The sequence below is a fragment of the Paenibacillus sp. RC21 genome, assembly GCF_044907935.1.
Lineage (GTDB): Bacteria > Bacillota > Bacilli > Paenibacillales > Paenibacillaceae > Paenibacillus > Paenibacillus terrae_A.
This window is the reverse complement of record NZ_JBIYCS010000002.1, coordinates 135,823-160,458: the sequence shown is the minus strand read 5'-3', so window position 1 is coordinate 160,458 and position 24,636 is coordinate 135,823. Positions and strand designations below refer to the sequence as shown.

At 47.5% G+C, this 24,636-nt stretch carries 19 protein-coding genes; 18 read left to right on the top strand and 1 reads right to left on the bottom strand.

What is annotated here, in order from left to right:
• Positions 1–160: 160 nt before the first annotated feature.
• Entirely contained in the window at positions 161–1,117 is a 957-nt protein-coding gene (locus tag ABIA61_RS05825) for a copper amine oxidase N-terminal domain-containing protein (protein WP_404521251.1), read from the bottom strand.
• Between the two features lie 379 nt (positions 1,118–1,496).
• Between ABIA61_RS05825 and leuC the strand changes: the two genes are divergently transcribed.
• From leuC to ABIA61_RS05735, 18 genes are all read left to right on the top strand, one after another.
• Positions 1,497–2,921 carry a 3-isopropylmalate dehydratase large subunit gene (gene leuC, locus ABIA61_RS05820; protein ID WP_404521317.1) on the top strand — a complete coding sequence of 475 codons (1,425 nt, stop codon included), beginning with the start codon at positions 1,497–1,499 and terminating at the stop codon, positions 2,919–2,921.
• Positions 2,922–2,942: 21 nt separating this feature from the next.
• Positions 2,943–3,545, top strand: coding sequence for a 3-isopropylmalate dehydratase small subunit (gene leuD, locus ABIA61_RS05815; RefSeq protein ID WP_283652177.1), 603 nt, complete (start codon positions 2,943–2,945; stop codon positions 3,543–3,545).
• 226 nt (positions 3,546–3,771) lie between these two features.
• Positions 3,772–5,349: an N-acetylmuramoyl-L-alanine amidase family protein gene (locus ABIA61_RS05810; protein WP_404580457.1), complete on the top strand. Its 1,578-nt coding sequence runs from the start codon at positions 3,772–3,774 to the stop codon at positions 5,347–5,349.
• Between the two features lie 314 nt (positions 5,350–5,663).
• Positions 5,664–7,163, top strand: coding sequence for an N-acetylmuramoyl-L-alanine amidase family protein (locus tag ABIA61_RS05805; RefSeq protein ID WP_283652175.1), 1,500 nt, complete (start codon positions 5,664–5,666; stop codon positions 7,161–7,163).
• A 45-nt stretch (positions 7,164–7,208) separates the two neighbouring features.
• Positions 7,209–7,859, top strand: coding sequence for a GerMN domain-containing protein (locus ABIA61_RS05800; RefSeq protein WP_404521255.1), 651 nt, complete (start codon positions 7,209–7,211; stop codon positions 7,857–7,859).
• Between the two features lie 211 nt (positions 7,860–8,070).
• Complete coding sequence (gene nth, locus ABIA61_RS05795; RefSeq protein ID WP_283652173.1) at positions 8,071–8,745, top strand: endonuclease III; 675 nt, start codon at positions 8,071–8,073, stop codon at positions 8,743–8,745.
• A gap of 57 nt (positions 8,746–8,802) precedes the next feature.
• Positions 8,803–9,075 (top strand): NAD/NADP transhydrogenase alpha subunit, encoded by a 273-nt coding sequence (locus tag ABIA61_RS05790; RefSeq protein WP_283652172.1) that lies wholly within the window; start codon positions 8,803–8,805, stop codon positions 9,073–9,075.
• Positions 9,076–9,178: 103 nt separating this feature from the next.
• Entirely contained in the window at positions 9,179–9,724 is a 546-nt protein-coding gene (locus tag ABIA61_RS05785; RefSeq protein WP_404521257.1) for a glutathione peroxidase, read from the top strand.
• 316 nt (positions 9,725–10,040) lie between these two features.
• The gene (locus ABIA61_RS05780) at positions 10,041–13,715 is read left to right on the top strand and encodes a dynamin family protein (protein WP_404521259.1); all 3,675 of its coding nucleotides are present in this window, start codon (positions 10,041–10,043) and stop codon (positions 13,713–13,715) included.
• A 349-nt stretch (positions 13,716–14,064) separates the two neighbouring features.
• Complete coding sequence (locus ABIA61_RS05775; RefSeq protein ID WP_283652170.1) at positions 14,065–15,840, top strand: ABC transporter ATP-binding protein; 1,776 nt, start codon at positions 14,065–14,067, stop codon at positions 15,838–15,840.
• A complete protein-coding gene (locus ABIA61_RS05770) occupies positions 15,837–17,675 on the top strand; it encodes an ABC transporter ATP-binding protein (protein ID WP_283652169.1) in 1,839 nt (612 codons plus the stop codon). Before ABIA61_RS05775 ends, ABIA61_RS05770 begins: the two co-directional genes overlap by 4 nt.
• Before the next feature lie 129 nt (positions 17,676–17,804).
• Complete coding sequence (purT, locus tag ABIA61_RS05765; RefSeq protein WP_283652168.1) at positions 17,805–18,989, top strand: formate-dependent phosphoribosylglycinamide formyltransferase; 1,185 nt, start codon at positions 17,805–17,807, stop codon at positions 18,987–18,989.
• Complete coding sequence (locus ABIA61_RS05760) at positions 18,982–19,443, top strand: GNAT family N-acetyltransferase (protein WP_283652167.1); 462 nt, start codon at positions 18,982–18,984, stop codon at positions 19,441–19,443. Before purT ends, ABIA61_RS05760 begins: the two co-directional genes overlap by 8 nt.
• 205 nt (positions 19,444–19,648) lie before the next feature.
• Positions 19,649–20,386 (top strand): CAP domain-containing protein, encoded by a 738-nt coding sequence (locus tag ABIA61_RS05755; protein WP_283652166.1) that lies wholly within the window; start codon positions 19,649–19,651, stop codon positions 20,384–20,386.
• 242 nt (positions 20,387–20,628) lie between these two features.
• Complete coding sequence (locus tag ABIA61_RS05750) at positions 20,629–21,309, top strand: TIGR00266 family protein (RefSeq protein ID WP_283652165.1); 681 nt, start codon at positions 20,629–20,631, stop codon at positions 21,307–21,309.
• A gap of 266 nt (positions 21,310–21,575) precedes the next feature.
• Complete coding sequence (locus ABIA61_RS05745) at positions 21,576–22,526, top strand: GDSL-type esterase/lipase family protein (RefSeq protein ID WP_404521268.1); 951 nt, start codon at positions 21,576–21,578, stop codon at positions 22,524–22,526.
• Positions 22,526–23,602: an ABC transporter ATP-binding protein gene (locus ABIA61_RS05740; protein WP_404580456.1), complete on the top strand. Its 1,077-nt coding sequence runs from the start codon at positions 22,526–22,528 to the stop codon at positions 23,600–23,602. The genes ABIA61_RS05745 and ABIA61_RS05740 overlap by 1 nt, the downstream gene beginning before the upstream one ends.
• Positions 23,595–24,584, top strand: coding sequence for an ABC transporter permease (locus ABIA61_RS05735; protein WP_404521271.1), 990 nt, complete (start codon positions 23,595–23,597; stop codon positions 24,582–24,584). The genes ABIA61_RS05740 and ABIA61_RS05735 overlap by 8 nt, the downstream gene beginning before the upstream one ends.
• Positions 24,585–24,636 lie beyond the last annotated feature (52 nt).

Genomic DNA, 24,636 nt, shown 5'->3' with positions numbered 1-24,636 from the left:
GCTGATGGAAAAAAGGTAAGGTTTATAGTGAAATAGTAAAAGCTCTGCTGACCTTAATGGGTCGGCAGAGCTTTTTGTTTAGTCAGTTCTATAGCGATCTTCGAAGTATTTGATAAAATCAATTACACTGTCGTACTGATTCTCAGAAAAAAATTTAATATTATCTTTGAGACACCAAAATATCCAATTGAGGATATTCAGAATTCATACTTTTGTACAATCGGATATAATAAGAATTTCGACCGACATTGTAGTAATCGGTTAATGAGAGATTACCTAAAGACAGGTCTTCCGCCCATTTACTCTGATCTCTTCCTCGTGGTCGCTCCGTTTCAACGGGTGCACCGTATGCCAATTGCATTTTAGAACTAATTTTAAAGAAACGATCTATATAGTTTTGCATGTTACTAAATTTTTCAGGAAATAAAATCTGTCCGTCAATCAGTTTAGTGCTGTTTTTATTCTTCCCGGATAGGATATAAGTGTAAACTGCTTTGTACCCGTTGTATTCACCTTTGTAGTCCAAATAAGTATAGTACATATTACTCATGCCGTAATCATCCAATTCAGTGACAGCATTGATGAGAGGCAGTGTCTCGGACCTTTTAATTTGCTGAACTGTCATACCCCATACAGCATTTCTAAAATCTTTCCCTTGCAATTCTGGGGGAATGTTTTGGTTTTTACTAGGTGCAGCTCCAATCCAGGCGTACTGTTCTGTAGGGTTACTGCCAAATGGTTTCCTGAGCGCTTGCGAAATTGCGCGCATAGGAAGGTAAGTTACTCCATTGTATGATTTAGAGCTAATAGGCATACGAATTTCTTTTCCGTTGATATAAATATTTTTAGCACCAATCACAAAGGTAATCGAATTATTCGAATTTGTTATTTTTACACGATCAGGAATATCGGGATCTACAGCAGCTGTATAGCCTAATTTTTTTAACAACGGGACAACTGGAACCATAAGGGTGTTACTTTCAATGCGAGGGGCAGATTGAAGTGTCACAATCTTTCCATCCAAAAAAATACGATAATTCGACGGATTCGCATGTATTGTTGGAATCGTTCCAAAATAGACAACAAAAATTAACAATAAAGTAAGAAGGCGCTTCATAATAATCTCCTCTTTTAATATTTCAGGATTTTGCAAACTCCCATTTTACAAGTAGTCTATCAGACCTAGGAATATTTTTCTATCTGTAAATTTCTTGAACAGAACATATGTTCTGTTTATGATTTGTACACGTTGTTACCTCAATAAACACAAGCAGAGCAGATGTGAAGTAAAGCTGTCTCGTTGGGAAATGTTCATGGCGTATTTATACCAATATCTATCCCATGTTGCCTTAACCCGCCTTATAGCCTTAACCTATCACTTCTATAGATATCATATCTTGGATCAATCAAGCATGCCGTGGTATATTGTTGACATCCAAGAGAAAGCCGTACAGACTTCTCTACAATAGGTTCGAAAAACACAGGGGTGAATTATGATGAGCAAAAAGACCATGTTCGAGAAAATTTGGGATAACCATGTCATCTATCAGGAAGAGGGAAAGCCGAGTATTTTGTACATTGACCTTCATCTAGTACATGAGGTGACCTCGCCGCAGGCGTTTGAGGGGCTTCGTCTGAGCGGACGCAAGGTGCGTCGTCCAGAGCTTACGTTTGCGACGATGGATCATAACGTACCGACGAAGGATCGTTACAATATTACGGACCCGATTTCCAAGCAGCAGATTGATACTTTGACTCAAAATTGCCGTGATTTCGGTGTCACACTGTATGATCTGGATACGATTGATCAAGGTGTCGTTCACGTTATGGGGCCGGAGCTCGGTCTGACTCACCCGGGTAAAACAATTGTTTGTGGTGACAGTCACACCTCCACACATGGCGCGTTCGGAGCGCTCGCTTTTGGTATCGGAACCAGCGAAGTAGAGCACGTAATGGCAACGCAATGTCTCCAGCAAGCTAAAGCAAAAACAATGGAAGTCCGCTTTGTGGGCCGCCGCAAGCCGGGTGTGACAGCAAAGGATATGATTTTGGGTGTCATCGCCAAATACGGCACGGATTTCGCTACCGGTTATGTTATTGAGTATACAGGTGAATCCATCCGCGAATTGAGCATGGAAGAGCGCATGACCGTGTGCAACATGTCCATTGAAGGCGGAGCCAGAGCGGGTATGATTGCGCCGGATGAAACAACCTTTAACTACTTGCGTGGACGTCAACATGTAGCGCAAGGAGCTGCTTTCGAGCAGGCGGTTGCTGAGTGGAAAGAGCTTGTTACAGATGAAGGCGCTGAGTTTGATGTCGTGCTAGAGTTTGATGTGGATGCTTTGATTCCACAAGTAACCTGGGGGACTAGCCCGGGCATGGGTACAGATATCTCTGCCACAGTACCGATTCCGGCAGAATTGCCGACAGAAAACGAACGTAAAGCTGCTGAAAAAGCGCTTGAATATATGGATTTGAAGCCAGGCACACCGATCACGGATATTGCGATTGATTATGTGTTTATCGGTTCATGCACAAACGGGCGGATTGAAGACTTGCGCGCTGCTGCCGAGGTTGCCAAGGGCTACCAGGTATCTGACAAAGTAACGGCAATCGTCGTACCGGGCTCAGGACGTGTGAAAATTCAGGCCGAGGAAGAAGGACTGGACGTCATTTTCAAGGAAGCAGGATTTGAGTGGCGTGAAGCGGGATGCAGTATGTGTCTTGCCATGAATCCGGATGTACTTCAACCGGGACAGCGCTGTGCGTCGACTTCTAACCGTAACTTTGAAGGTCGTCAAGGACGTGGAGGGCGTACTCACCTCGTATCTCCGGCAATGGCAGCCGCTGCGGCGATTCATGGACATTTTGTCGATGTACGGGACTGGAAGTTCAAGCAGGAAGCAGTAGTCCACTAGGATACGGAGGAGGAATTTACAATGGAAGCATTCACAACTTTAAAAGGGATTGTAGCACCTGTGGATCGGGTGAACGTAGATACAGATGCTATTATCCCCAAGCAGTTTTTGAAACGAATCGAGCGCACAGGTTTTGGACAGTTTCTGTTTTACGAGTGGCGTTTTGATGAGGAAGGAAATATAAATCCTGATTTTGAACCGAATAAACCTCGCTATGCAGGAGCATCTGTTCTGATCTCTCGTGCCAACTTTGGCTGCGGCTCCTCCCGTGAGCATGCGCCGTGGGCGATCATGGACTATGGATTTCGCTGCGTAATTGCACCGTCTTATGCGGATATCTTCTATAATAACTGTTTTAAAAATGCTATTTTACCGATCAAGTTGTCTGAGGAGCAAGTAGAGGATTTGTTTCAACGCACAGCGAAGCATGATAACTACCAATTGAACGTAGACCTGAACGAAAAAACAATTACCGACGATTATGGTCTGCATATTGATTTTGATCTGGATGAGCATCGCCGTCAATTTTTGCTGCAAGGTTTGGATGACATTGGCTTGACGCTCCAGCATGAGGCTGAAATTCTGGCTTATGAACAGAAGCGTGCTGCGAAGCAAGGCGCATAATTCCAGCTCAGTATGAGTTTGTAGCGATAAAGTGAACTGGTTTGTTGGACAAAAAGCCCGTACTGGCAATCCTTTTGCCTGCGGGCTTTTGTCATGTTCATAAGATAAATTGGTAAATAAGGGGTTGACGGTTCGACTCAGCATGGTATGGTAAATGTAAAATGCCTGAAGGACTATGCCTATGCAGTAGCACAAAAAAATACATATCTAAGTTAGGGGAATGAGGATGAAGAAATATAGTTGGTTGATACTGGCGGCTATCTTAATTTGGTTGTGGCCGTCCTCCTCTCATGTGAATGCGGCTGGAGCAGAGTTGTTTTTAGATGGAAAAAGGATAGAAGCGCCCGCAGATGCCAAGCCTGAGATGGTCAATGGAAAAGTCATGGTTCCGCTTCGAGTGGTTGGTGAACAACTTGGATATCAATTTAAATGGGAACCACAAGCCTATAAAATCTCAATCCAAAAAAACAGCACGGATATGTCCATGTATGTGGGCCGTACATCGGCTGATGTGAATGGACAAACGGTCAATTTGGACGCACCTCCTGTGCTGCGTGGCAACTCCACCATGGTTCCGTTACGTTTTGTCGGGGAGCAAATGGGGCTGAAGGTAGATTGGAATAATAAAAATAAATCCGTAAATCTCAGTCAAAAGGTGACAGACCAGCAGACAGAAAAACAGTCTCCATCCCAAAAAACATCACAAACGCAGACACAGATCACGAGTACACAAAAAACGTCTTCGTTAACAACAACGACTACAAAGCTGACTGGATCAGACAAGCTTACACAGGACGAACTCGCATCATCCAAGCAGCAGGATACAGAACAGCTACAAGCAAATACACTACTAGTACAAAACATTACCTTTCAAGATGAGGCATTACAGATTTCATTGAACAGGGATGTAACGCCCAAAGTGACCAAGATGACGGGACCTGATCGCATTGTTGTAGATCTGGCAGAAGCTGTGCTTACGTCGGAAATTTCTCAGCAGTTTCCGCTTCGTAGCGATGGATTACGAGTGCTGACGAATATTGACAGCGAGGATGTGCAGGAAGTCAGGTTTGCTCCCGCCGATGGACAAAAGGGCGGCGTCCGCATTGTAATTGCTTTAAACCAGGTACGTGATTACGAGCTTTCAACTAACGGCACAGGTGAAATCACACTCCAATTGCGTGAACGCAGTGTTGATCAGGCTGTGACACCAACCAACAGCGGCGGACGGAAAATAGTCGTCATTGATCCAGGGCATGGTGGCAGAGATCCCGGAGCAGGCAGTATCACTGGAAGACATGAAAAGGAGTTTGCACTGGCTGTAGGGTTAAAGGTCAAGCAGCTCTTGCAAAACGATCCTGATATTCAGGTAGTCATGACCCGGGATGGAGATACGTATCCTACACTGGATGAACGCCCCCAGCTTGCAAACGATCAGAATGCAAGCGTATTTGTTTCGATCCATGGAAACAGTATGCTCCCCTCCAATAAAGGAAAAGCCAACGGTTCTGAAACCTACTATGCACGTCAGGGAAGTCTGGGGCTAGCAACGACGATGCATAAGCATCTTGTGGCAGCAACCGGATTTAAGGATAACGGGATTAAGGTGGCGAATCATATCGTGACGAGAAAGGCCCAAATGCCAGCCGTGTTGCTGGAATGTGGCTACCTTAGCAATCTGTCTGATGAAGCAGCCATGTTCTCGGAAGAAACACAGGAAAGGATTGCGGAAGGGATTGTGGACGGTCTAAAGGAATATCTGGGGACTGTGACGGTCAACGACACGAGTGATTCTATCAACTCATAATTTTGAAAATTTTAAATGAGATCGTATGAAACTCATCCCAAAGCTGCTTTTTATCCCTATCCATGTTTAGGGAGAAAGCAGCTTTTTTTTGTAATCCGATCAATGACCTTAGCCGCAAAGCGAATGAACTATATTTTTAGCTAAAATTCGACAAAACTAGTTCTTTGGCACGTATATTTCTGTTATGATGGAATATATTCGCAACTTTTGGTGTGGAATAACGTCTAAAAGGTTGTCTGATATTACATAAGCGCGTATATCAGGTCGCCGCACCGGAGCATGTGGCAAAAAAATTATGAATGGAAGGGTGACGAATGAAGAAATTTGGTTTTTTGTTGTTATTATTTGTCTTCATGTGGGCGGTTCCGGGTTATGGACATGCGGCTTCGAGTGGAACACAAATCTATCTCGACGATCAACAGTTAAGTGTCCCGAGCGGTGCTAAGGCACAAGTGATTGGTGGAAGTACAATGGTTCCGCTACGCGTAATTTCTGAAAATTTAGGTTATGACGTGACATGGAAGCAGCAGGCGCGAACCATAACGATTGAGAAGGACAGTACCTCGATCCGAATGATAATCGGAAGCAAGACGGCGACTGTCAATGGAAGCGACATTAGTCTGGATGCTTCGCCTCTGCTGCGTTCCAATTATGCCCTTGTACCGCTTCGCTTTATCGGCGAGCAAATGGGACTGGACGTAAAATGGGACAGTAGCTCCAAGTCCGTAAAATTATATACCCGCAGCAGCGGGTCGGGAAACGGGGAATTTACTCCTCCTAAATCCGGGAATAGCAGCACAGATACTGGAAGTGTAACTTTACCAACGAATAATGCCAGTTCAGGTGTAATGCAGGTACAGGGAATCAGTTTCAGTCAAAACCGCTTAACCATTACGACTACGGGTGCAGTGAAGCCAAAAGCATTTACAATGACTGCCCCTGATCGAGTAGTTGTGGATTTGCCGGCTACGGCTTTTGCTGACAACTTTGGGGCCCAGCAAAAGCTGGACAGCAGCCAGAATGGTTCACTGGATATTCAGGATGAAGCGGATGTATCCGGTATCCGTTATGCTTTATTCCAAAAGGAACCTTCAACGGTTCGTGTTGTTATTGATCTGAAGCATGTCATGAATTATACCGCATACAATGACGGCTCGAGTCGTGTTATCGTCGATCTGGCATCGAAGGATTCAGTGAATACAACACCTGACGCTACCTTACCAGATGGTTCACAGCCGGATGGTACACAGACCTCACCAGTTAACAGCAATGGCAAAAAAGTCGTTGTTATTGATGCCGGTCATGGAGCGAAGGATTCCGGAGCCGTTGGGATTTCTAGAAAAAATTACGAAAAGACCTTCAACTTGGCTATGGCTCTGAAGGTAGAAAGCATTTTGAAGCAGAACCCTAATCTTGAGGTTGTGTTGACACGCAGCGATGATACGTTTTTGGAGCTTAAACAACGCGTAAAAGTGGCTGAAAATCTCAATGCCAACGTATTCGTGTCCATTCACGCCAACAGCAGCGGCAGCTCGGCTTCCAACGGTACAGAGACGTATTACCAGCGTAGTGCAAGCAAAGCGTTCGCGGACGTCATGCATAAGTACTTTGCACCAGCGACAGGTTTAACAGACCGGGGCATTCGTTATGGCAATTTCCATGTCATTCGGGAAACGACGATGCCTGCTGTTTTGCTTGAGGTAGGATATCTCAGTAATGCGAAAGAGGAAGCCACACTGTTTGATGAAGATTTCCAAAACCGGGTAGCTCAAGGGATTGCAGATGGCATCACAGAGTATCTTGGTGTAAAATAAATCTTCAACAAATCGCTTGCCAACGTCAAGCAAGGAGGGGGACATATGAACAAGAAAATCGTAATCGCAGGTCTGCTGGCACTGTTTGCTATTGCAGGTGCAGGCTGCGCCTCCAAGGAGACAGCCGCTCCTGCTGCTCCATCTCAGGAAACAAAAACGTCTGCGGCGCAAAATAGCACACCAGAACAAACGATCCCTGATTCATCGACTCAGTCTGCTGAAAATAACGGAGCGAGTCAAACACCTGCATCCTCGTCAACCGAGCCTACAAACACCAAGACGGATACGGTAAAATCAGGAGACCGCCAAACTCAACAGATCACGGTGTACTACACCGATACACAAGAGACAGGTTTGAAGGAACAGAAAAAGGAAATTACCTACCCAAGCGAGCTGGAAAAATTCCAAAAGGCGTTTGAAGCTCTGCAAAAGAGTGGGAATTCTACTCTGATACCGTTATGGTCCGAGAAAATTTCCGTGCATAAAATCAAATTGGACAATGGAGCATTGACGTTTGATATTTCCCTGCCGGACGAGGCTCGTCTGGGTGCAGGCGGCGAGGAATTGGCTATTGACGCTTTGAAGAAAACGATGTTCCAGTTCAAGGAAGTCAAAACGCTGGATTTGCTTGTAGATGGTCAATCCCTGGAATCCTTAATGGGACATGTAGACCTGGATCATCCGATGAACCGTTAACAGATCAGACTGTATGAAAATTTCTTGGGAATTACACACTTTTCTCGTGCAATCTGTGACAGTTAATGTTAATATAGGAGTGTATTTCTCGCCTATGCAGGCAGTCATGCACAAATAGTATTCGTTTCTTTTCGGATGATTATTTAGAGTGACCGTCTTGATGCGGGCTATCCCGTATCAAGACGTTTTTTTTGGTAGGAGGTAGGATTCCGTGAATGCAGCAACCGCACGTCATATATTGGACACCATCGGTACGATGTTTCCGGATGCCCATTGTGAGTTGAACCATGACAATGCTTTTGAATTAACGATTGCTGTGTTATTGTCTGCTCAATGCTCCGATCAGATGGTGAATAAAGTAACGGCAGACCTGTTTCAAAAATACAAGACACCCGAGGATTATTTGGCTGTTCCCATTGAAGAACTGGAGCAGGATATCCGCAGAATCGGCTTGTACCGGAACAAGGCTAAGCATATTCAAAACCTGTGCCGTTTATTGATAGACCAGTACGGGGGAGAAATACCGTCTGAGCATGATGAGTTGGTCAAGCTTCCCGGTGTTGGGCGCAAGACGGCTAATGTCGTTGTGTCCACCGCTTTTAATGTACCAGCTATTGCGGTAGATACGCATGTAGAGCGTGTTTCCAAACGACTGGGCTTTGCGGGATGGGACGATTCAGTGCTAGAGGTGGAAAAAAAGCTGATGAAAAGGGTACCTAGGGACGAATGGTCCTTGACCCATCACAGGCTCATTTTTTTCGGCCGCTATCACTGCAAAGCGCAAAACCCTCAATGTCAGGTATGTCCGTTGCTCGATGTATGCAGGGAAGGCAAGAAACGTATGAAAACGTCCCTGATCAGGAAAGATAAGGAACGTAGAGCTTAAAGACCCCGCAGAGATTACGAGGGTTTAACCATTTAAGTGTAGAAAAGGATGAAGAGTATGAAATGCATTTCGGTATATACAGACAATTTTGAGGCTTTTTCCGATATTTTTGAGCAAATCGTAACATCGGAGTTTGCTGAAAACGAAGAGCGCGAGCTTGAAGGAATCACAGTTAGCCATTCTGGTGATGTACCTGAGTATTATCTGGAGCGTATGTCTCAAAAGCCGGAAGTAGTCGTAATGAAGGACAAATCCCGCGGAATTACAATTTTGCAGCATGGTCAAGTATTCGAAATTTTGCTGCCAGTGCTTGAGACGGCAACAAATTAAGTTCAATTAGCGGACATGCTTGCATGCTCCGCCGTAAGCGGCTCGGCTGGTCTAACCAGCCTCGGGGCGCATGGTGTATAACTTACAGAGGAGTTATTCTTAAATGAGCATTTATGATTATTCAGCCGTTGCAATGAACGGTAAGGAAATCTCCCTTAGTGATTTTAAAGATAAAGTGGTATTAATTGTAAATACAGCCAGCCAGTGCGGTTTTACATTTCAATATCAGGATTTGCAGCGTTTGTATGATCACTATAAGGATAGAGGTTTGGTGATTCTCGGCTTTCCGTGTAATCAGTTTGCCGATCAGGAGCCGGATTCCAATGACAGCGTGCATGCATTTTGTACCCTGAATTATGGCGTTGCGTTCCCCATGTTCCAAAAGGTGGATGTACGTGATAAGCAGGCTCACCCGTTGTTTACATATCTTTCTTCGTCGTTGCCCTTTGAGGGCTTTGATGAAACGCATTCGGTTGCCAAAATACTTATTCCTTTAATTCATGAGCGTCATCCTGAATACTTAGCTGGAGATTCGATCAAATGGAATTTTACAAAATTCCTGATTGATCGGAACGGGAAAGTGGTCAAACGCTTTGAGGCGACGACGGATCCCCTGGATATGGAAGAGGATATTGAAGCTTTGCTGTAAAGATCAGTTTTGGACAGAATGAGATGAACTTATTGGTACTATTGATAAAAAGGCGGTTTCCCAAAGTCATGTACATGACGGGGAGCGCCTTTTTTTAACATCTTTTTTAATTCAGGATTTTGCAAAATTCGATTCCAGTCGCTCCAAGGTGCAATATATAGACGAATAAAATCATTTCGATCTATATATTGCTGGTTACACGTCGCTTTGTGGATTTTTGCAAAAACCTCAACTGTGATGATTCTCACAGCGCCTAAGGAATGCTACAATAAAGCTATTTGAGGCAGTTAAGGGACAAGGAGTGGAACTATAGCTTATGATGCAAACGATTACAGGGAATGCTCGGGAAGAAATGAATACGATAGAACAGTTACGGAATTTTTTGCGCACAGCTGGGGATGAGGAAGGAGCGAAAGCCGTAGCTGACTTGCTGGAGAAGGCGGATGCAGAGGAACTGACCATTGCATTTTGCGGGCATTTTTCCGCTGGGAAATCGAGCTTGATCAACAGTCTGTGCGGCAAAACAGTGCTGCCTTCCGGGCCGGTTCCTACGAGCGCTAATGTGGTGTCCATCCGTTACGGACGTTCGAGAGCGCTAATTCATCCGGCCAAAACATCAGAAAACCCGGAGCCGGAGGTGCTGGAAACCTCTCTGTCCGAGCTGGCTGAATATTGTAAAAATGGCGGAGCTTACGAATCGGTTCAGGTATGGGAGGATGTCCCGATGTTAGCTGGCGGAGGGGTACTGCTGGATACACCCGGTGTCGATTCTACGGACCATGGCCATGCGCTGGCGACACATTCTGCTTTGCACTGGGCGGATATTGTTTTTTATGTGATGGATTATAATCATGTTCAATCGGAAAATAACTTGTCCTTTGCCAAAAGTCTGTCGGATTGGGGCAAGCCGTTATATTTGATTATTAACCAAATAGATAAGCATCGAGAGCGAGAGCTTTCATTTACACGTTATCGTAGTGAGGTGGAGGCTAGCTTTCATGCTTGGCAGGTTCATTACACGGATATACTGTTCACCTCCTTGAAAGAGCAAAACCATCCTTGGAACCAATGGAAAGAGCTGCCGTTGCTAATCAAAGCACTGTTGGAGCGAAAAACAGAGCTATTGTCGTACAGTTTGGTTTCCTCCATGCGCCATTTGGCGGATCAACATGTGGAGGCTGTACAGGCTGCGGAGGAAGAGGAACTGAACACGTTGCTGGAAGAGGCAGGCGGGGAGGAAGTCATTTCGCGTCTGGCTATGGAGCTGGAAGTTTTTCAGCAAGAGGATGAACGCTGGCAGATGCTGGCGGAGCAGGAGCATAAACGGCTGCGGCAGGAGCTGGATCATCTACTGGAGCATGTACATTTGACACCAGCAGAGCTGCGTGAGGCGGCGAGTGAATATTTGGAGAGTCGCAAGCCGGGCTTCAAGGCCGGGCTATGGTTTGCCGGAGCAAAGACGGAGCGGGAGAAGGAAAACCGTTTGGAACGACTGACTGGTATGCTGGCTGATCAGGTGGAGGGGCAGTTGCTTCCTCATGTGCGAGAGCTGCTGCGTTCCTGGGGGGATGGGCATGGTTTGTGGTCGGCTGCGATGGAGCAGGAGCTGGACGAAATTCGTCCTGTGACGGATCGGAGTCTGATTGAGCAGACGGTGAAGGAAACCGCGTTGTCGCCGGAGTATACGCTGAACTATTGCAAGGATCTGCGCAGCGCCGTTACGGCAGATTGCCGCCGCAAGGCGCTGGCGCTGGCAGATCGCATGCTGGCGCAGCTAGCTGCGCAGGCCGAAGCACGCCGCGCGGCGCTTGCGTCCGCGCGCACCGAGCTGCTGGCGCAGGCGGACGCGGCAGGCCGTTATCGCGCCCGCCTAAGCGCCTCGGCTGCGCACGCCACCGTGCTGCGCAGCCTGCTTCCGCAAGCAGCCGCGCCTGACGCGTTGCCCCAGGCGGCCGCGCCAGCGCCTGCGGCGGAAACCACCGCTGCGGCTTCGGCCGCGCCAGCGGGCGCTGCGCGTACTGCCGCCGCTGGCGCACACGCCGCAGCGGCGCAGCCGCTTGCAGGCACGACGGCAGCACAGCCCGCCGCCGGAGGCCGCCGCACGCGGCTGGATGCAGCAGCGTCCCGATTGGAGGCCGCCGCTGCATTGTTGAGCCCGTACCCTGCCATGCAAGCTGCAGTACGGGATTTGCACGCCCGCGCCGCTGCGCTGGAAGGCGGGCGGTTCACGCTGGCGCTGTTCGGAGCGTTCAGCGCCGGGAAGTCCAGCTTCGCCAACGCTTTGCTGGGCGAAGCGGTGTTGCCTGTATCGCCGCATCCGACGACAGCGGCGATTAACCGGATTATGGCGCCCGCAAGCAAGGAGCGCCATGCTACCGCAGACGTCCATATGAAATCAGTGGACGCTTTGCGGGAAGACCTTAAATACTCGTTTCGGCTGTTAGGGCTGGGAGAACCGGGTGCAGAGGGATGGCAGGATACCGTACATGCGTTATCCCCCGAAGGCATTCACCCTGCCGGGCGGCCCCATTACAGCTTTTTGAAGGCTGCCGCCGCTGGATGGGAAGAAGCTGAAAGCTTGCTGGGCCAGCAGCTTCAAGTAAATCTGGAGCAATATCGGGATTTTGTTGCATCCGAGCATAAGTCATGCTTTGTGGAGCATATTGACCTTTATTATGACTGCCCTCTGACCCGTCAGGGGATCGTGCTTGTGGATACGCCTGGAGCGGATTCAGTCAATGCGCGTCACACAGGTGTGACCTTCAATTATATGAAGCATGCGGACGCTCTTGTATTTGTCACGTACTATAATCACGCGTTTACCCAAGGAGACCGTCAATTTTTGAACCAATTGGGCCGGGTGAAAGAGACGTTGGCGCTGGATCAGACCTTTTTTATCGTCAATGCAGCAGACCTCGCTTCGTCCGAAGAAGAGCTGCAATCCGTAACCCGGCATGTGCAGGAGCAACTGCAAGCGAACGGGATTCGTAAGCCGCGTATTTATCCGCTGTCTAGTATGCTGGCGCTGGAAGCAGCCGAGCAAGGAGAGGCTTCGCTGCGTGCGGCTTCAGGTTTTGATGCGTTTGAAGATGATTTTTCAGCATTTGCAGCCGAAGAGCTGGCCGGATTGTCCATTGCTTCCGCCATGCAGGAGCTGGGGCGGTTGCGAAGCCGGATAGTGCAACACGCCGCAGATGCCAGATATAGCGTGGAGGAACGCGAAGGGCGGTTGGAGCGAATAAACCATATCCGCGAGGGACTGGAGCAAACACTACTGAGCCTGTCTGATAGCAGTGGTGCAGCCGTGTTGTCTGGGGAAACCGATGAACTGCTGTTTCACGTACGTCAACGGCTGGCTTATCGGACTGGAGAGTTTATCGCGGAGGCGTTTCATCCGTCTGTCCTGCGGGAAGGTGTGGGCGATCTTCGTTCAGCATTTGCTTCCTGTGGCCGTGAGCTGATGCGCCTGATCGAACTGGAACTGTCACAAGAATTGCTGGCAACCACGCTGAGGCTGGAAAAAACGGGACAAAGCTTGGTACGCAAGGCTATACAGCGGTGTGTAGAGGACATGAACCATCAGCTGGAAGGACTGGATTGCACGGTTCCTGAACCCAGAGAATGGGCTGTTCCCGAACTGATTGAAATTTCCTTACAGGAGTCCGTCCATTGGAAAGAATATTGGGGCAGCTTTAAAAATCCAAAGCTATTTTTTGAAGGATCTGGCCGTGCGGGTCTGCAAACCAAACTGGAGCCAGTGCTGCGCGAGAGAATCGGGGAAGCTGTAGAGCAACAGCGAGAACGAATGTCCTCTTTTTACATTATGCTGGTACAGGAGGAACAAATGTGGCAGACGACTCAGCTTCGGGAGCAGATGCTGGAGACGATTCGCGGTATGGAGCATGCACTTACGGGTGGTGAGCAGCCACAGGTTTGGGAAGAGCTTGCCAGTCGGATTGTCGCCTTGGAGCAGGAAGAATCGCTAACGTAATTCTTGCCACACATTGCCTAAGTTCATTTTTTCAAATAACCTAATCAGCTGCCTAATAAGTATTCCATCCATAGATTGCGGGCTACCGTCGCTTCATGGACAAGCATATCTTTCATCAGGACACCGGGTTGCGGGACAACCCGGTGTTTTAAGCATGCTTCAAAAAGACAGCAATAACGAGTAATTAGCCATATTCAATGATAAGAAAGCGATTTAATTTGTCTAATCACCCGCCAATTGCGAACCTGCCTGAAAACGGCCAGTTATCCTCTTTGCCCCCTTGGAATGCGAATGGTAAACTTCACTAAGCCATATAACAACGTCGTGCAACTAATGGAGGGACATTGACATGGAAGTGCTCAGGCAATTGCAGGGCTTTTTTCGTGAGAGGAGACATTATCTGTTTCTTTCCATTCTATGCCTTGCGATAGCGACGGCCCTGGGACTGGTGTATCCAAACCTGCTCCAAAGGCTAATTGATAACGCTATCATCCCCGGTGACTTCGGGAAAGTCCCGGCGCTGGCTCTAACTGTGCTGGGAGTAGTGATCGTCAAAGGCTTTATGCAATTTTTACACGGTTTTTTTGGTGGACGGCTGGGTAACTATCTGGCATACCGACTCCGCAATGCTTGTTATGAAAAACTGCAATTTTTGTCCTTCAGATATTATGACACTGCCAAAACGGGGGATCTCATGTCCCGTTTGACGGGTGATCTGGAGGCGATTCGCAACTTCATCGGGTTTGGTTTTGCCCAAATCCTCAATGTGGTACTGATGGTCGTATTCGGATCTATGATGATGCTGTATATCAACTGGCAACTCACCCTCTTTACGATGATCAGCATGCCTTTGCTGCTCTTCGTCACGTTTAAGTTCGAATCACGAATTCACCCCACCTTTCAGGAAATGCGGATTGCGCTCAGCGCCTTGACGACAGCGGTGCAGGAAAATATAACAGGCGTGCGCACCGTCAAATCATTTGCCCGCGAATCATATGAGGTTGAAAAATTTTCAGTGCGAAATGAGCAATACAAAAGTAATCAAATTCAAGCTGCTTCCCTGTGGAGCCGTTTCTTCCCCGCCATGGAGCTGATTGCTTCTGTCAGTGTGGTTCTTCTGCTGGGCATGGGGGGCTATCTGGTTATTGAAAAGTCGCTGACCCTGGGTCAGCTTGTCGCCTTTTTTAGCTTAATTTGGTATATTATCGGCCCCATCTGGAACATTGGCTTCCATATCAATAACTATACCCAGTCCAAAGCTTCTGGTGAACGGGTCTTGGAGCTATTGAATCAATCGGTGGATGTCACCGATGAAGCTGATGCTCTGTCGCTCGATGCTGACGAGGTGGAGGGCCATGTCACATTTGAGCATGTCACTTTTGCTTACGGGAATAAGCTACCCGCTGTCGTTGACATCAACCTGGATGCGCCCCCGGGATCAGTCATCGGTATTTTGGGCGGAACCGGCTCAGGTAAATCCACCATTATTCAACTGCTTATGCGAGCTTACAATGTGAACGCAGGCAGCATCAAGCTGGATGGAACGGAAATACGCCATTTGAAAATCCGTGATTTACGTGCTCAAATATCTTCCGTGTTCCAGGAGACGTTCCTGTTCTCATCTTCCATCCGTAACAACATTGCTTATGGACTAAGCCATGTCAGTATGGATGACATTATACGCGTATCCAAGCTGGCTCAGGCGCATGAATTTATTACCGAGCTGCCATTGGGCTATGACACAGTTGTCGGTGAACGGGGACTGGGGCTGTCTGGTGGGCAAAAGCAACGGATTGCCATCGCACGCGCACTACTCAAAAATCCGAAAATTTTGGTGCTTGATGATGCGACCAGCGCGGTCGATATGGAGACGGAGCATGAAATCCAGACCGGTTTTCAAGAGGTTATGCGAGGACGGACGACCTTTATTATTGCTCACCGTATTTCTTCACTTCGTCATGCTGATGAAATTGTAGTGCTGGAGGAAGGGCAGATAGCCCAGCGAGGAACGCATGAACAGCTCATTGCTACTCCAGGTCCGTATCAGGATGTGTATCATATTCAATACGCTGACTACATAGCCCAGACTCCTGACGGTGCATCCGAAAGGCAGGTGAGACCATGAATGTACCCGCTGAAAAAGCCAAAACGCTTCAAAAACCAATGAATGAGCGATTTGTGTACCAGGATGATGATATCATCGACAAACCGTTTAACTGGTCCGAATTCAAACGGTTGCTCGCATACATGAAGCCTTACGCCCGGCAGATCCTGCCGATACTACTGGTCATGATGATTCTTGGTACCATCACCAAGTTGACCGTTCCCTATCTGATCAGTCTGGCCATTGACAAGGCGATTGCTCCCGTAGGGCCTGCACTGCCGAGTGTAAAATTGCTGCTGCTTATAACTGGAGCAGTGCTGTTGCTATATTTAATTCAATGGGCAGCCAGTACGTACCGCATTAAATTCACAAATATTATCGGTCAACGTGTCATTTACGATCTGCGTGAGGATCTGTTCAAGCATATTCAGAAGCTTTCCTTCAACTTTTTTGATAAAAGACCGGCTGGATCTGTATTGGTACGCGTTACGAATGACATCAACTCGCTTCAGGATCTATTTACGAATGGTGCGGTGAATGTCCTGATTGACTGTGTACAGCTCACTGGAATCATCGTCATTTTGCTGCTGATTAACTGGAAGCTTGGTCTGGCGGTCATCGTGACTGTTCCGATCATGTTTTTAATCTCTACCAAGCTGCGTGTGCGCATCCGCCGTGCCTGGCAGGAAGTACGCATGAAGAATTCCCGTATCAACTCTCATCTGAATGAATCCATTCAGGGTATCCGTGTGACGCAGGCGTACACGCAGGAGCAGGAAAACATGGCTTATTTCGATAACATGAACAGCTCCAGCAAACGATCTTGGGATAAAGCATCGGCCATGAATCAGATCTTCGGCCCGCTCATTGATATTACCGGAGGCTTGGGTACGCTTGTGCTGTTCTGGTTCGGGGCACATCTGATTCAGACGGATCAGCTTACGGTAGGTCTGCTGGTTGCGTTTGCCAACTATGTGGGGAACTTTTGGGACCCGATTAATCGACTGGGCCAAATGTACAACCAGTTGCTGGTTGCGATGGCTTCGTCTGAAAGAATTTTTGAGTTTATGGATGAACAGCCGAATATTGCGAATAAGCCGGGAGCCAAAGACCTACCGTCCATTCGCGGCGATATCCATTTTGAAGAAGTTGTTTTTGAATATGAAAAGGGACGTCAGGCGCTTAAAGGCATTAATCTCTCTGTCGAGGCGGGTCAGTCCATTGCGCTTGTCGGGCATACCGGATCTGGTAAAAGCACAATCATTAACCTGCTCAGCCGGTTTTATGACATTACATCAGGGCGACTTATGATTGACGGCCATGATGTGCGTGATGTAACGGTGGAGAGCTTGCGTAGCCAAATTAGCATCGTACTTCAGGATACATTTATTTTTTCAGGTACGATTCGCGATAATATTCGATTCGGTCGACTGGATGCAACGGATGAGGAAATTGAAGCGGCTGCGAAGGCAGTCAATGCTCATGAATTCATCGTTCATTTGCCGGGCGGCTATGAAACAGAGGTAGAGGAGCGGGGCGGTATGCTGTCCATGGGCCAGCGCCAGCTGCTATCTTTTGCCCGCGCTTTACTGGCTAATCCACGAATTCTCATATTGGATGAAGCCACAGCCAGTATAGATACGGAAACAGAACTGAAAATTCAGGAGGCTCTTCAGGTGCTGCTGGAAGGCAGAACCTCCTTCATGGTTGCTCATCGTTTGTCCACCATTCGGAATGCCGATCATATCGTCGTGCTGGATCATGGGCAGATCCAAGAAAGTGGGAATCATGAACAATTGATGAAAAAACATGGAATTTATCGGGGGCTGGTGGAAGCACAGTTCAGATTTTTGTAAAAAAAAGATCAAAAAATCGCGATTTTTGTAAATTTAAATGCGGAGCGCTATTGCATTCTTGGAGCTAAACCCTGAAAATAAAGATGAAAAGAGATCAGAGCAATATCTTCAGAGGGGGAAGAGTTCAAGATGTGGGGTGCTCCTTTTTCTGCTGGGGCTAAAAAGATGCTGCTGCTGGGTAGCGGCGAATTGGGAAAAGAAGTCATTATTGAAGCTCAGCGGCTTGGCGTGGAATGTATTGCTGTAGACCGCTATGAACTGGCTCCAGCAATGCAGGTGGCTCATCGTTCTTATTGTTTGGATATGCAGGATGCTGAGGCATTGAAGGCACTGATTCGCAAGGAAAAGCCCGACATAATTGTACCTGAAATCGAAGCTATTGCTACGGGTGCTTTGGAAGAATTGGAGCAAGAGGGATTTTACGTAGTTCCAACGGCCCGGGCCGCCCGTCTTACGATGGACCGGGAGGGCATTCGCAGGCTTGCTGCCGAGAAGTTGCAACTTCCGACCGCCGCCTACCGCTTTGCAGATCATTTTGAGCAGTTGCGGTCAGCGGTTCATGAGCTGGGCACGCCATGCGTGGTCAAGCCCTTGATGAGTTCGTCGGGTAAAGGGCAGTCTGTATGCCGGACACCCGAGGAAGCGGAATCCTGCTGGAATACGGCGTTGGAAGGCGCACGTGCCAAAACAACACGTGTCATTGTTGAAGCTTTTGTTCCGTTTGAAAGTGAAATTACGTTATTGACTGTCAGATCGGTATCGGGTACGACTTTTTGCCCACCGATTGGCCACATTCAAAAGGATGGGGATTATGTCGAATCTTGGCAACCTCATGGCATGACGGACAAGCAACTTTCGGACGCGGAGGACATTGCCCGTACGATTACGGATGAACTGGGTGGTTACGGATTGTTTGGCGTAGAGCTGTTTTTAACGGCTGATGGCGTCGTATTCAGTGAAGTATCCCCCCGTCCGCATGATACGGGAATGGTAACGATGATTACGCAGGATTTGTCGGAATTTGCGCTTCACGTACGGGCCATTCTCGGATTCCCGATACTGTCGGTTACACTGCTAACCCCTGGGGCTTCGGCTACCTTGAAGGCAAAACAAGCTACGCGGGATTTTGTAATCGGTGGTCTGTATGATGCATTATTGCTACCCCGGACACAGGTGCGAGTGTTCGGGAAGCCTGAAACCAAGCCGGGACGCCGGATGGCTGTAGCGCTTAGCGCTGCGGGAGATGTGGAAACAGCACGGAAGACGGCCAAAGAAGCTGCCAATATGCTGAAAGTGGAGGTAAATCATGTCTAACAATGTGATGTTTCCAGTACTGACAATTCGTTCCGTAGAGCTTGGCGATTGCGAAGCCGTAACAGGACTGCTAAGAGAAGTCGGATATCCGATGACTTGTGGTGTGATGAAAGAAGTTATGGGAACTACGCAGGAGGACTGCCAAGCAAATATGATGGTCGCAGAAATGGATGGTCGTGTTGTCGGCGTAATCGGCATGCATACGGCTCAAAGCCTGGCTTATCCTGATCCTGCCGTACAAATCACCATGCTGGTCGTGAGCAAGGAGTATCGCGGCGAGGGCATCGGCAAGCGCTTGGTGGCCTGCGGTGAGGAGTGGGGACGTGCACAAGGAAGCTTTCATTTGTTCATTACCGGAGCGAATAACCGCATCAAACAAATAGAGGCCCAAGCTTTCTACAACCGAATCGGCTTTGAAAAGCAAGGCTACCGTTTTAGCAAAAAGCTTAAATAACAGCCCTGTACAAGCCCGGATTATATTCAGAGCCTCATTACCATAGATCAGTCCCGTTTAGGCCATTGCCGAGCGGGGCTATTTTTTTTCCAACTTTTATACCATTGATCCTGCTATGAAACATGTTATACTGCTAGAGTAAAGATTACAAAGTTGTAACCAGGCAGGTTCACAACAAGGCACTATACAACAAGGAGATGACGAAATGAAGAATATGTTGAAAAAAACACTGGTGATGGGAAGTTTAACCGCTATGTTATCCGCAGGATTCATCGTTCCGGCATCAGCTTCACCAGCTGACGATTTGTCTGCCCAATTACAACAATGGTTCAAGGATAACGGATTTACGGTGAATACCTCTAATGGAACGACTACGATTACGAAGACCGTAATTCAGGATTTGTCCGGACAGGATCAAGCGAAAACAAAGACGACGAATCCTTCTTCCGACAAGCAAGTGGCAAAGCCGGCTAACCAAAAAGGTTCACAGCCTGCTACCAACAAACAGTCGAAAGCTCAAAATACGAATTCAGGAGCAGGTCAGTCCGCCGGTTCGGATGCACAGCTCAGTAAGTCTCAATTTGCAGCAGAAGTAGTAAAACTGGTGAATAACGAGCGTAGCCAAAAAGGTTTGAGCCCACTCGCTTCTAACGCGAAGCTTACCGAAGTAGCTTTGGCCAAGGCGAAGGATATGAGTACAAATAATTACTTTTCCCATACATCACCGACTTACGGCTCACCATTTGATATGATGAAGAAATTCGGCGTAACTTATACGTATGCGGGTGAAAATATTGCGATGGGACAACAAACGCCGCAAGAAGTTATGAAAGCCTGGATGAACAGTCAGGGACACCGTGAAAATATTTTGAAGGCAGAATATACACAAATCGGTGTAGCTTACTATAATGGATACTGGGTACAGGAATTTACACGTAACTAAAAGTCGATCATAAAAAAGCGTTTCAAACGTCATTATGTTATGACATTATACTGACAACCTAACGCTAAATTCAAGGCCTGCTGACACGTTCAGCGGGCTTTTTATGCTGTTTGCCCCTCTACGGGTGTGCTTATCTATCACTTTTACTTATATGCAAGAACAGGCATAAGTACGGCAAGTATAGTATGATAACACAAAGCTATATTGATAACTAATAACTTATGGGAAAGTCAGGTGAACGAATGAGCTACGAAATTGTGCATGAAGGTGCTTTTGCTATGCTCAAGGTACAGATGAACCCCGGAGAAACGATTAAAGCGGAGATGGGAGCTATGGTTTCCATGTCTTCCAGCGTGGATATAAAGGGGACTGTGGATGGTGGATTGTTGCGCGGTTTAGGCCGGATGCTGAGCGGGGAGAAATTCTTTTTTCAGGAGCTGAGAGCATCTCGAGGGCCAGCTGAAGTGCTGCTTGCTCCGGCAAGTATAGGCGATGTACAAGCAGTAGAATTGGACGGTACGTATAGACTTTTGGTGCAAAAGGATGGCTTCTTGGCGTGTACGGAGGGCATTGAGGTCAGCACTAAAATGCAGAATCTGATGAAAGGATTGTTCTCGGGCGAAGGTTTTTTTATCGTTGAAATCAGCGGTCGCGGAACAGTGTTTTTATCCTCTTACGGAGCCATTCATCCGATTTATGTTGCACCCGGAGAGGAGCGTATTATTGATAACGCTCATCTGGTGGCATGGCCGGACTATATGGATTACAAAATTGAAAAAGCGTCCAAAGGCTGGTTGTCCAGTGTAACGAGCGGAGAAGCACTTGTATGCCGTTTTCGCGGCGAGGGGACGGTATTGATCCAAACCAGAAATCCGGGCAGCTTCGGACAATGGATCAAAAGCTTTATACCCGATAGCAAGTGAGGTTTTCATCTATGCAGAGGTAAAGGATGAGCTGTACGAACCAAAAAGTCGTAATAAAAAGGATGGCGATATGCCATCCTTTTTAGCATACTTCAGCATTTTGCATCATTCGATTCCCAACGCTCGAAAGTACAATAGATAGACGAACTAAACCGTTTCGATCTCTATCTTGCTGATTTGAAATCGCTCTTGGGATTTATGCAAAATGCTATGTATGCTTCATAACACTCAGAACGGTTTATTTGCAAAATGATATGAGAAGCTTTATGTTTATTTCACCAAGTTATCAGGAGGGAACACGAGTGAATTCATCAAAATGGATCTGGCGGTCTGTCGGTTCCGTGTCCATCGCCGCCACACTGCTATTATTGTACGGATTTATTACCGCAGTACGAAGCATTACGGCTCCAGAGCCGCTCGTTAGCACCAAACCTGTAAATTCGGGTTCATCGCAGATACAAAATGCGCCATCCGCTGCAACTCAGACGGGGGAGTTTCGGGTAGCTGCCATTGGAGATTCGCTGGCGAAAGGAACTGGCGATGACTCAGGCAGCGGTTTTGTACGACGGTCGGTGACCTTGTTAAATGATCAGGAAGGCCATAAGGCTCAGCTCATTAACAATCTGGGCATTAACGGGCTGACGACTCAGGGACTTTTGACCAAACTGGATGAGCCTGGCGTGGCCTATGTGTTGAAAAAGGCCAATGTTATTATTGTGTCCATTGGCGGAAATGATTTGTTTCAGGGGGCACAAGCTGCCCAAACCGGCAAAGAGCCACCTACGCTTAATGGCTTGCGCAAGGCTCTGCCTGATGCAGCCAAGCGTTTGCAAAAAGTGCTGATAAAAGTCGGAAAAATCAATCCGAAGGCTAAAATTATATACGTTGGACTATATAATCCATTCAGTGACCTGCCGGAAATGAAAATTCCGGGAAATCTCGTCGTGACGGAATGGAATCTGGCTGCTATGGCGATTACCAATCAAAACAGTAATATGACGCTGATTCCAACCTTCGATTTATTTCAGCAAAATTTGCCGGTTTATTTATCCTCCGATCATTTTCATCCTAACGGACAGGGCTATCAGGCAATTGCTGAGCGTATCGCTCAAGGGTTTGCGGTAGCAGCAGCGACTAAGGAAGGCGACAATACGGAGGATGGACAAAAGTCCACGAGCAGCCAACCTGCTGATGTGAAGAAGGGAGGGAACAAGTGATGGGTATCCAATCTGCTGACAAGACCGAGACCGATGTAGCAAGGACTTCGACAACCACAGATGGAGCATCCGGCTATCATTCCGACAATCAGTTCGGCAGTGCAGACGGAAGCAGAAGCAACAACGAAACCGTTCTCTCTGTTCAGCACGTCAAAAAGCGTATCGGACGAAAAATGATCATTCACGATGTAACATTCGATGTGCGTGCGGGCGAAATTTTTGGCTTTCTTGGTCCCAATGGAGCTGGAAAAACAACGACCATCCGGATGCTGGTCGATCTGATCAAGCCTACCGAGGGCACCATTACCGTATGTGGTCATAATGTAAACCGTGATCCAGAGCAGGCATTGCAGCATATCGGTTCTATTGTGGAAAATCCGGAGGTATACAGCTATCTGACAGGGTGGGAAAATCTGGAGCATTTTGCCCGGATGCAGCCGGGTGTGGATGAACAGCGTATTCGTGAAGTGGTGGAGCTGGTGCGGCTGGATCGCCGTATTCATGATAAAGTAAGTACGTATTCTCTCGGGATGCGCCAGCGTCTCGGTATTGCCCAGGCCTTGCTTGGCAAACCCAAGCTGCTTATTCTGGATGAACCAACGAACGGGCTGGACCCCAAAGGGATCAAGGAAATGAGAGCTTTTATCCGTCTGTTAGCGGCAGAGGGTATGGCTGTATTTGTTTCCAGTCATTTGCTTAGTGAAATCCAGTTGCTGTGTGATCGTGTCGCTATTATCAGTCGAGGACGGGTGCTTGCTGTTGGCGGTGTGAGGGAATTGGTTGAAACGCATTCGCGTATGGCCGTATGGCAACTGGAGCCCCATGATCAGGGTCTTGCCCAGTTGGAAGGCTCTCCGCATGTACAAATCATTACGAACGCCGATGAACTGATTGATGACAGCATTGTTGCAGGCAGCGGAGCGGATGCTATTTTTACAGAAATGGACGAAGAGCATATCGCGGAGCTGGTCGTACAAATGACGGCTTCCGGCATTTCCGTTAAAGGTGTAACCAAAATCAACCCTACACTGGAGCAGCTATTCCTGAAAATGACGGAAGGTGAGATTCTTGAATAACATTTTACCGCTCGTACAAAATGAAACACTCAAAATCATCAAGAAGAAACGATTTTATGTCATTTTACTTGTTTTGCTTGTGCTTGTGCCGATTTTTACGTACGCTCAGATGAAGGTGGCGGAAAATAACCGCGAAAAATTCGGCAATGACTGGCGGCTGGAGTTGCGTCAGGCCATTACGGATAACCAAAATTCGCTGGGCAGCGACCGGGTTCCGGAGGAATGGAAGACCTACAGGCGAGTATTTGTTCAACAAATGCAATATTATCTGGAAAATGACGTGAACCCGAATGAACCAAGTGGTGTAACCTTTACCAGAGAGTTTATGGACAATTCCATTAATTTGTTCGTTCCATTGCTCATTATGGCGATTGCCTCCGATCTGGTTTCAGGAGAACGGACGACGGGTACGATAAAAATGCTGCTGACTCGTCCTGTCAGGCGGTGGAAGGTGCTGCTGAGCAAGCTGCTAACGCTGTATATGTTCGTTTCGCTCATCATTTTGGCTGTGTTTGTGATCAGTTATCTTATATCGGGACTGTTTTTTGGTTTTAAAGGCTTTAACGTTCCGGTATTTACGGGCTTCCAAATTGTTGGCTCCACGGTGGATGTGTCAGCGGTACATGCGATCCCGCAATGGCACTATCTGATGCTGCAAGCCGGGTTGATCTGGTTCGTCAGCCTCGTGGTGGCTTCGCTTGCCTTTATGGTTTCGGTGCTGGTACGTAGTACGGCGGCAAGCATTGTGGTGATGATGGCTGCGCTCATTTCGGGCACAATTTTAACGAACATGGCCTCATCCTGGCAGAGCGCCAAATATTTATTTATGGTTAACCTCGAATTGACCGATTATTTATCAGGAAGCCCCGCCCCGATTGAGGGGATGACCTTGCCGTTTTCTTTAGCTGTATTGGGCATTTGGGGGGCTGCGGCGCTGATTGTTTCATTCGCCGTCTTTACGAAACGGGATATATTGAATTAAAATGGACAAGGTAAAAGAAAACATCTGTTTGCATTTTTGGTGAAAATCATCA

Excerpts from the sequence above, each read along its gene's own strand:
- ABIA61_RS05825 (WP_404521251.1), bottom strand. The coding sequence starts at position 1,117 with ATGAAGCGCCTTCTTACTTTATTGTTAATTTTTGTTGTCTATTTTGGA.
- leuC (WP_404521317.1), top strand. The coding sequence starts at position 1,497 with ATGAGCAAAAAGACCATGTTCGAGAAAATTTGGGATAACCATGTCATC.
- leuD (WP_283652177.1), top strand. The coding sequence starts at position 2,943 with ATGGAAGCATTCACAACTTTAAAAGGGATTGTAGCACCTGTGGATCGG.
- ABIA61_RS05810 (WP_404580457.1), top strand. The coding sequence starts at position 3,772 with ATGAAGAAATATAGTTGGTTGATACTGGCGGCTATCTTAATTTGGTTG.
- ABIA61_RS05805 (WP_283652175.1), top strand. The coding sequence starts at position 5,664 with ATGAAGAAATTTGGTTTTTTGTTGTTATTATTTGTCTTCATGTGGGCG.
- ABIA61_RS05800 (WP_404521255.1), top strand. The coding sequence starts at position 7,209 with ATGAACAAGAAAATCGTAATCGCAGGTCTGCTGGCACTGTTTGCTATT.
- ABIA61_RS05790 (WP_283652172.1), top strand. The coding sequence starts at position 8,803 with ATGAAATGCATTTCGGTATATACAGACAATTTTGAGGCTTTTTCCGAT.
- ABIA61_RS05785 (WP_404521257.1), top strand. The coding sequence starts at position 9,179 with ATGAGCATTTATGATTATTCAGCCGTTGCAATGAACGGTAAGGAAATC.
- ABIA61_RS05780 (WP_404521259.1), top strand. The coding sequence starts at position 10,041 with ATGATGCAAACGATTACAGGGAATGCTCGGGAAGAAATGAATACGATA.
- ABIA61_RS05775 (WP_283652170.1), top strand. The coding sequence starts at position 14,065 with ATGGAAGTGCTCAGGCAATTGCAGGGCTTTTTTCGTGAGAGGAGACAT.
- ABIA61_RS05770 (WP_283652169.1), top strand. The coding sequence starts at position 15,837 with ATGAATGTACCCGCTGAAAAAGCCAAAACGCTTCAAAAACCAATGAAT.
- purT (WP_283652168.1), top strand. The coding sequence starts at position 17,805 with ATGTGGGGTGCTCCTTTTTCTGCTGGGGCTAAAAAGATGCTGCTGCTG.
- ABIA61_RS05760 (WP_283652167.1), top strand. The coding sequence starts at position 18,982 with ATGTCTAACAATGTGATGTTTCCAGTACTGACAATTCGTTCCGTAGAG.
- ABIA61_RS05755 (WP_283652166.1), top strand. The coding sequence starts at position 19,649 with ATGAAGAATATGTTGAAAAAAACACTGGTGATGGGAAGTTTAACCGCT.
- ABIA61_RS05750 (WP_283652165.1), top strand. The coding sequence starts at position 20,629 with ATGAGCTACGAAATTGTGCATGAAGGTGCTTTTGCTATGCTCAAGGTA.
- ABIA61_RS05745 (WP_404521268.1), top strand. The coding sequence starts at position 21,576 with ATGTTTATTTCACCAAGTTATCAGGAGGGAACACGAGTGAATTCATCA.
- ABIA61_RS05740 (WP_404580456.1), top strand. The coding sequence starts at position 22,526 with ATGGGTATCCAATCTGCTGACAAGACCGAGACCGATGTAGCAAGGACT.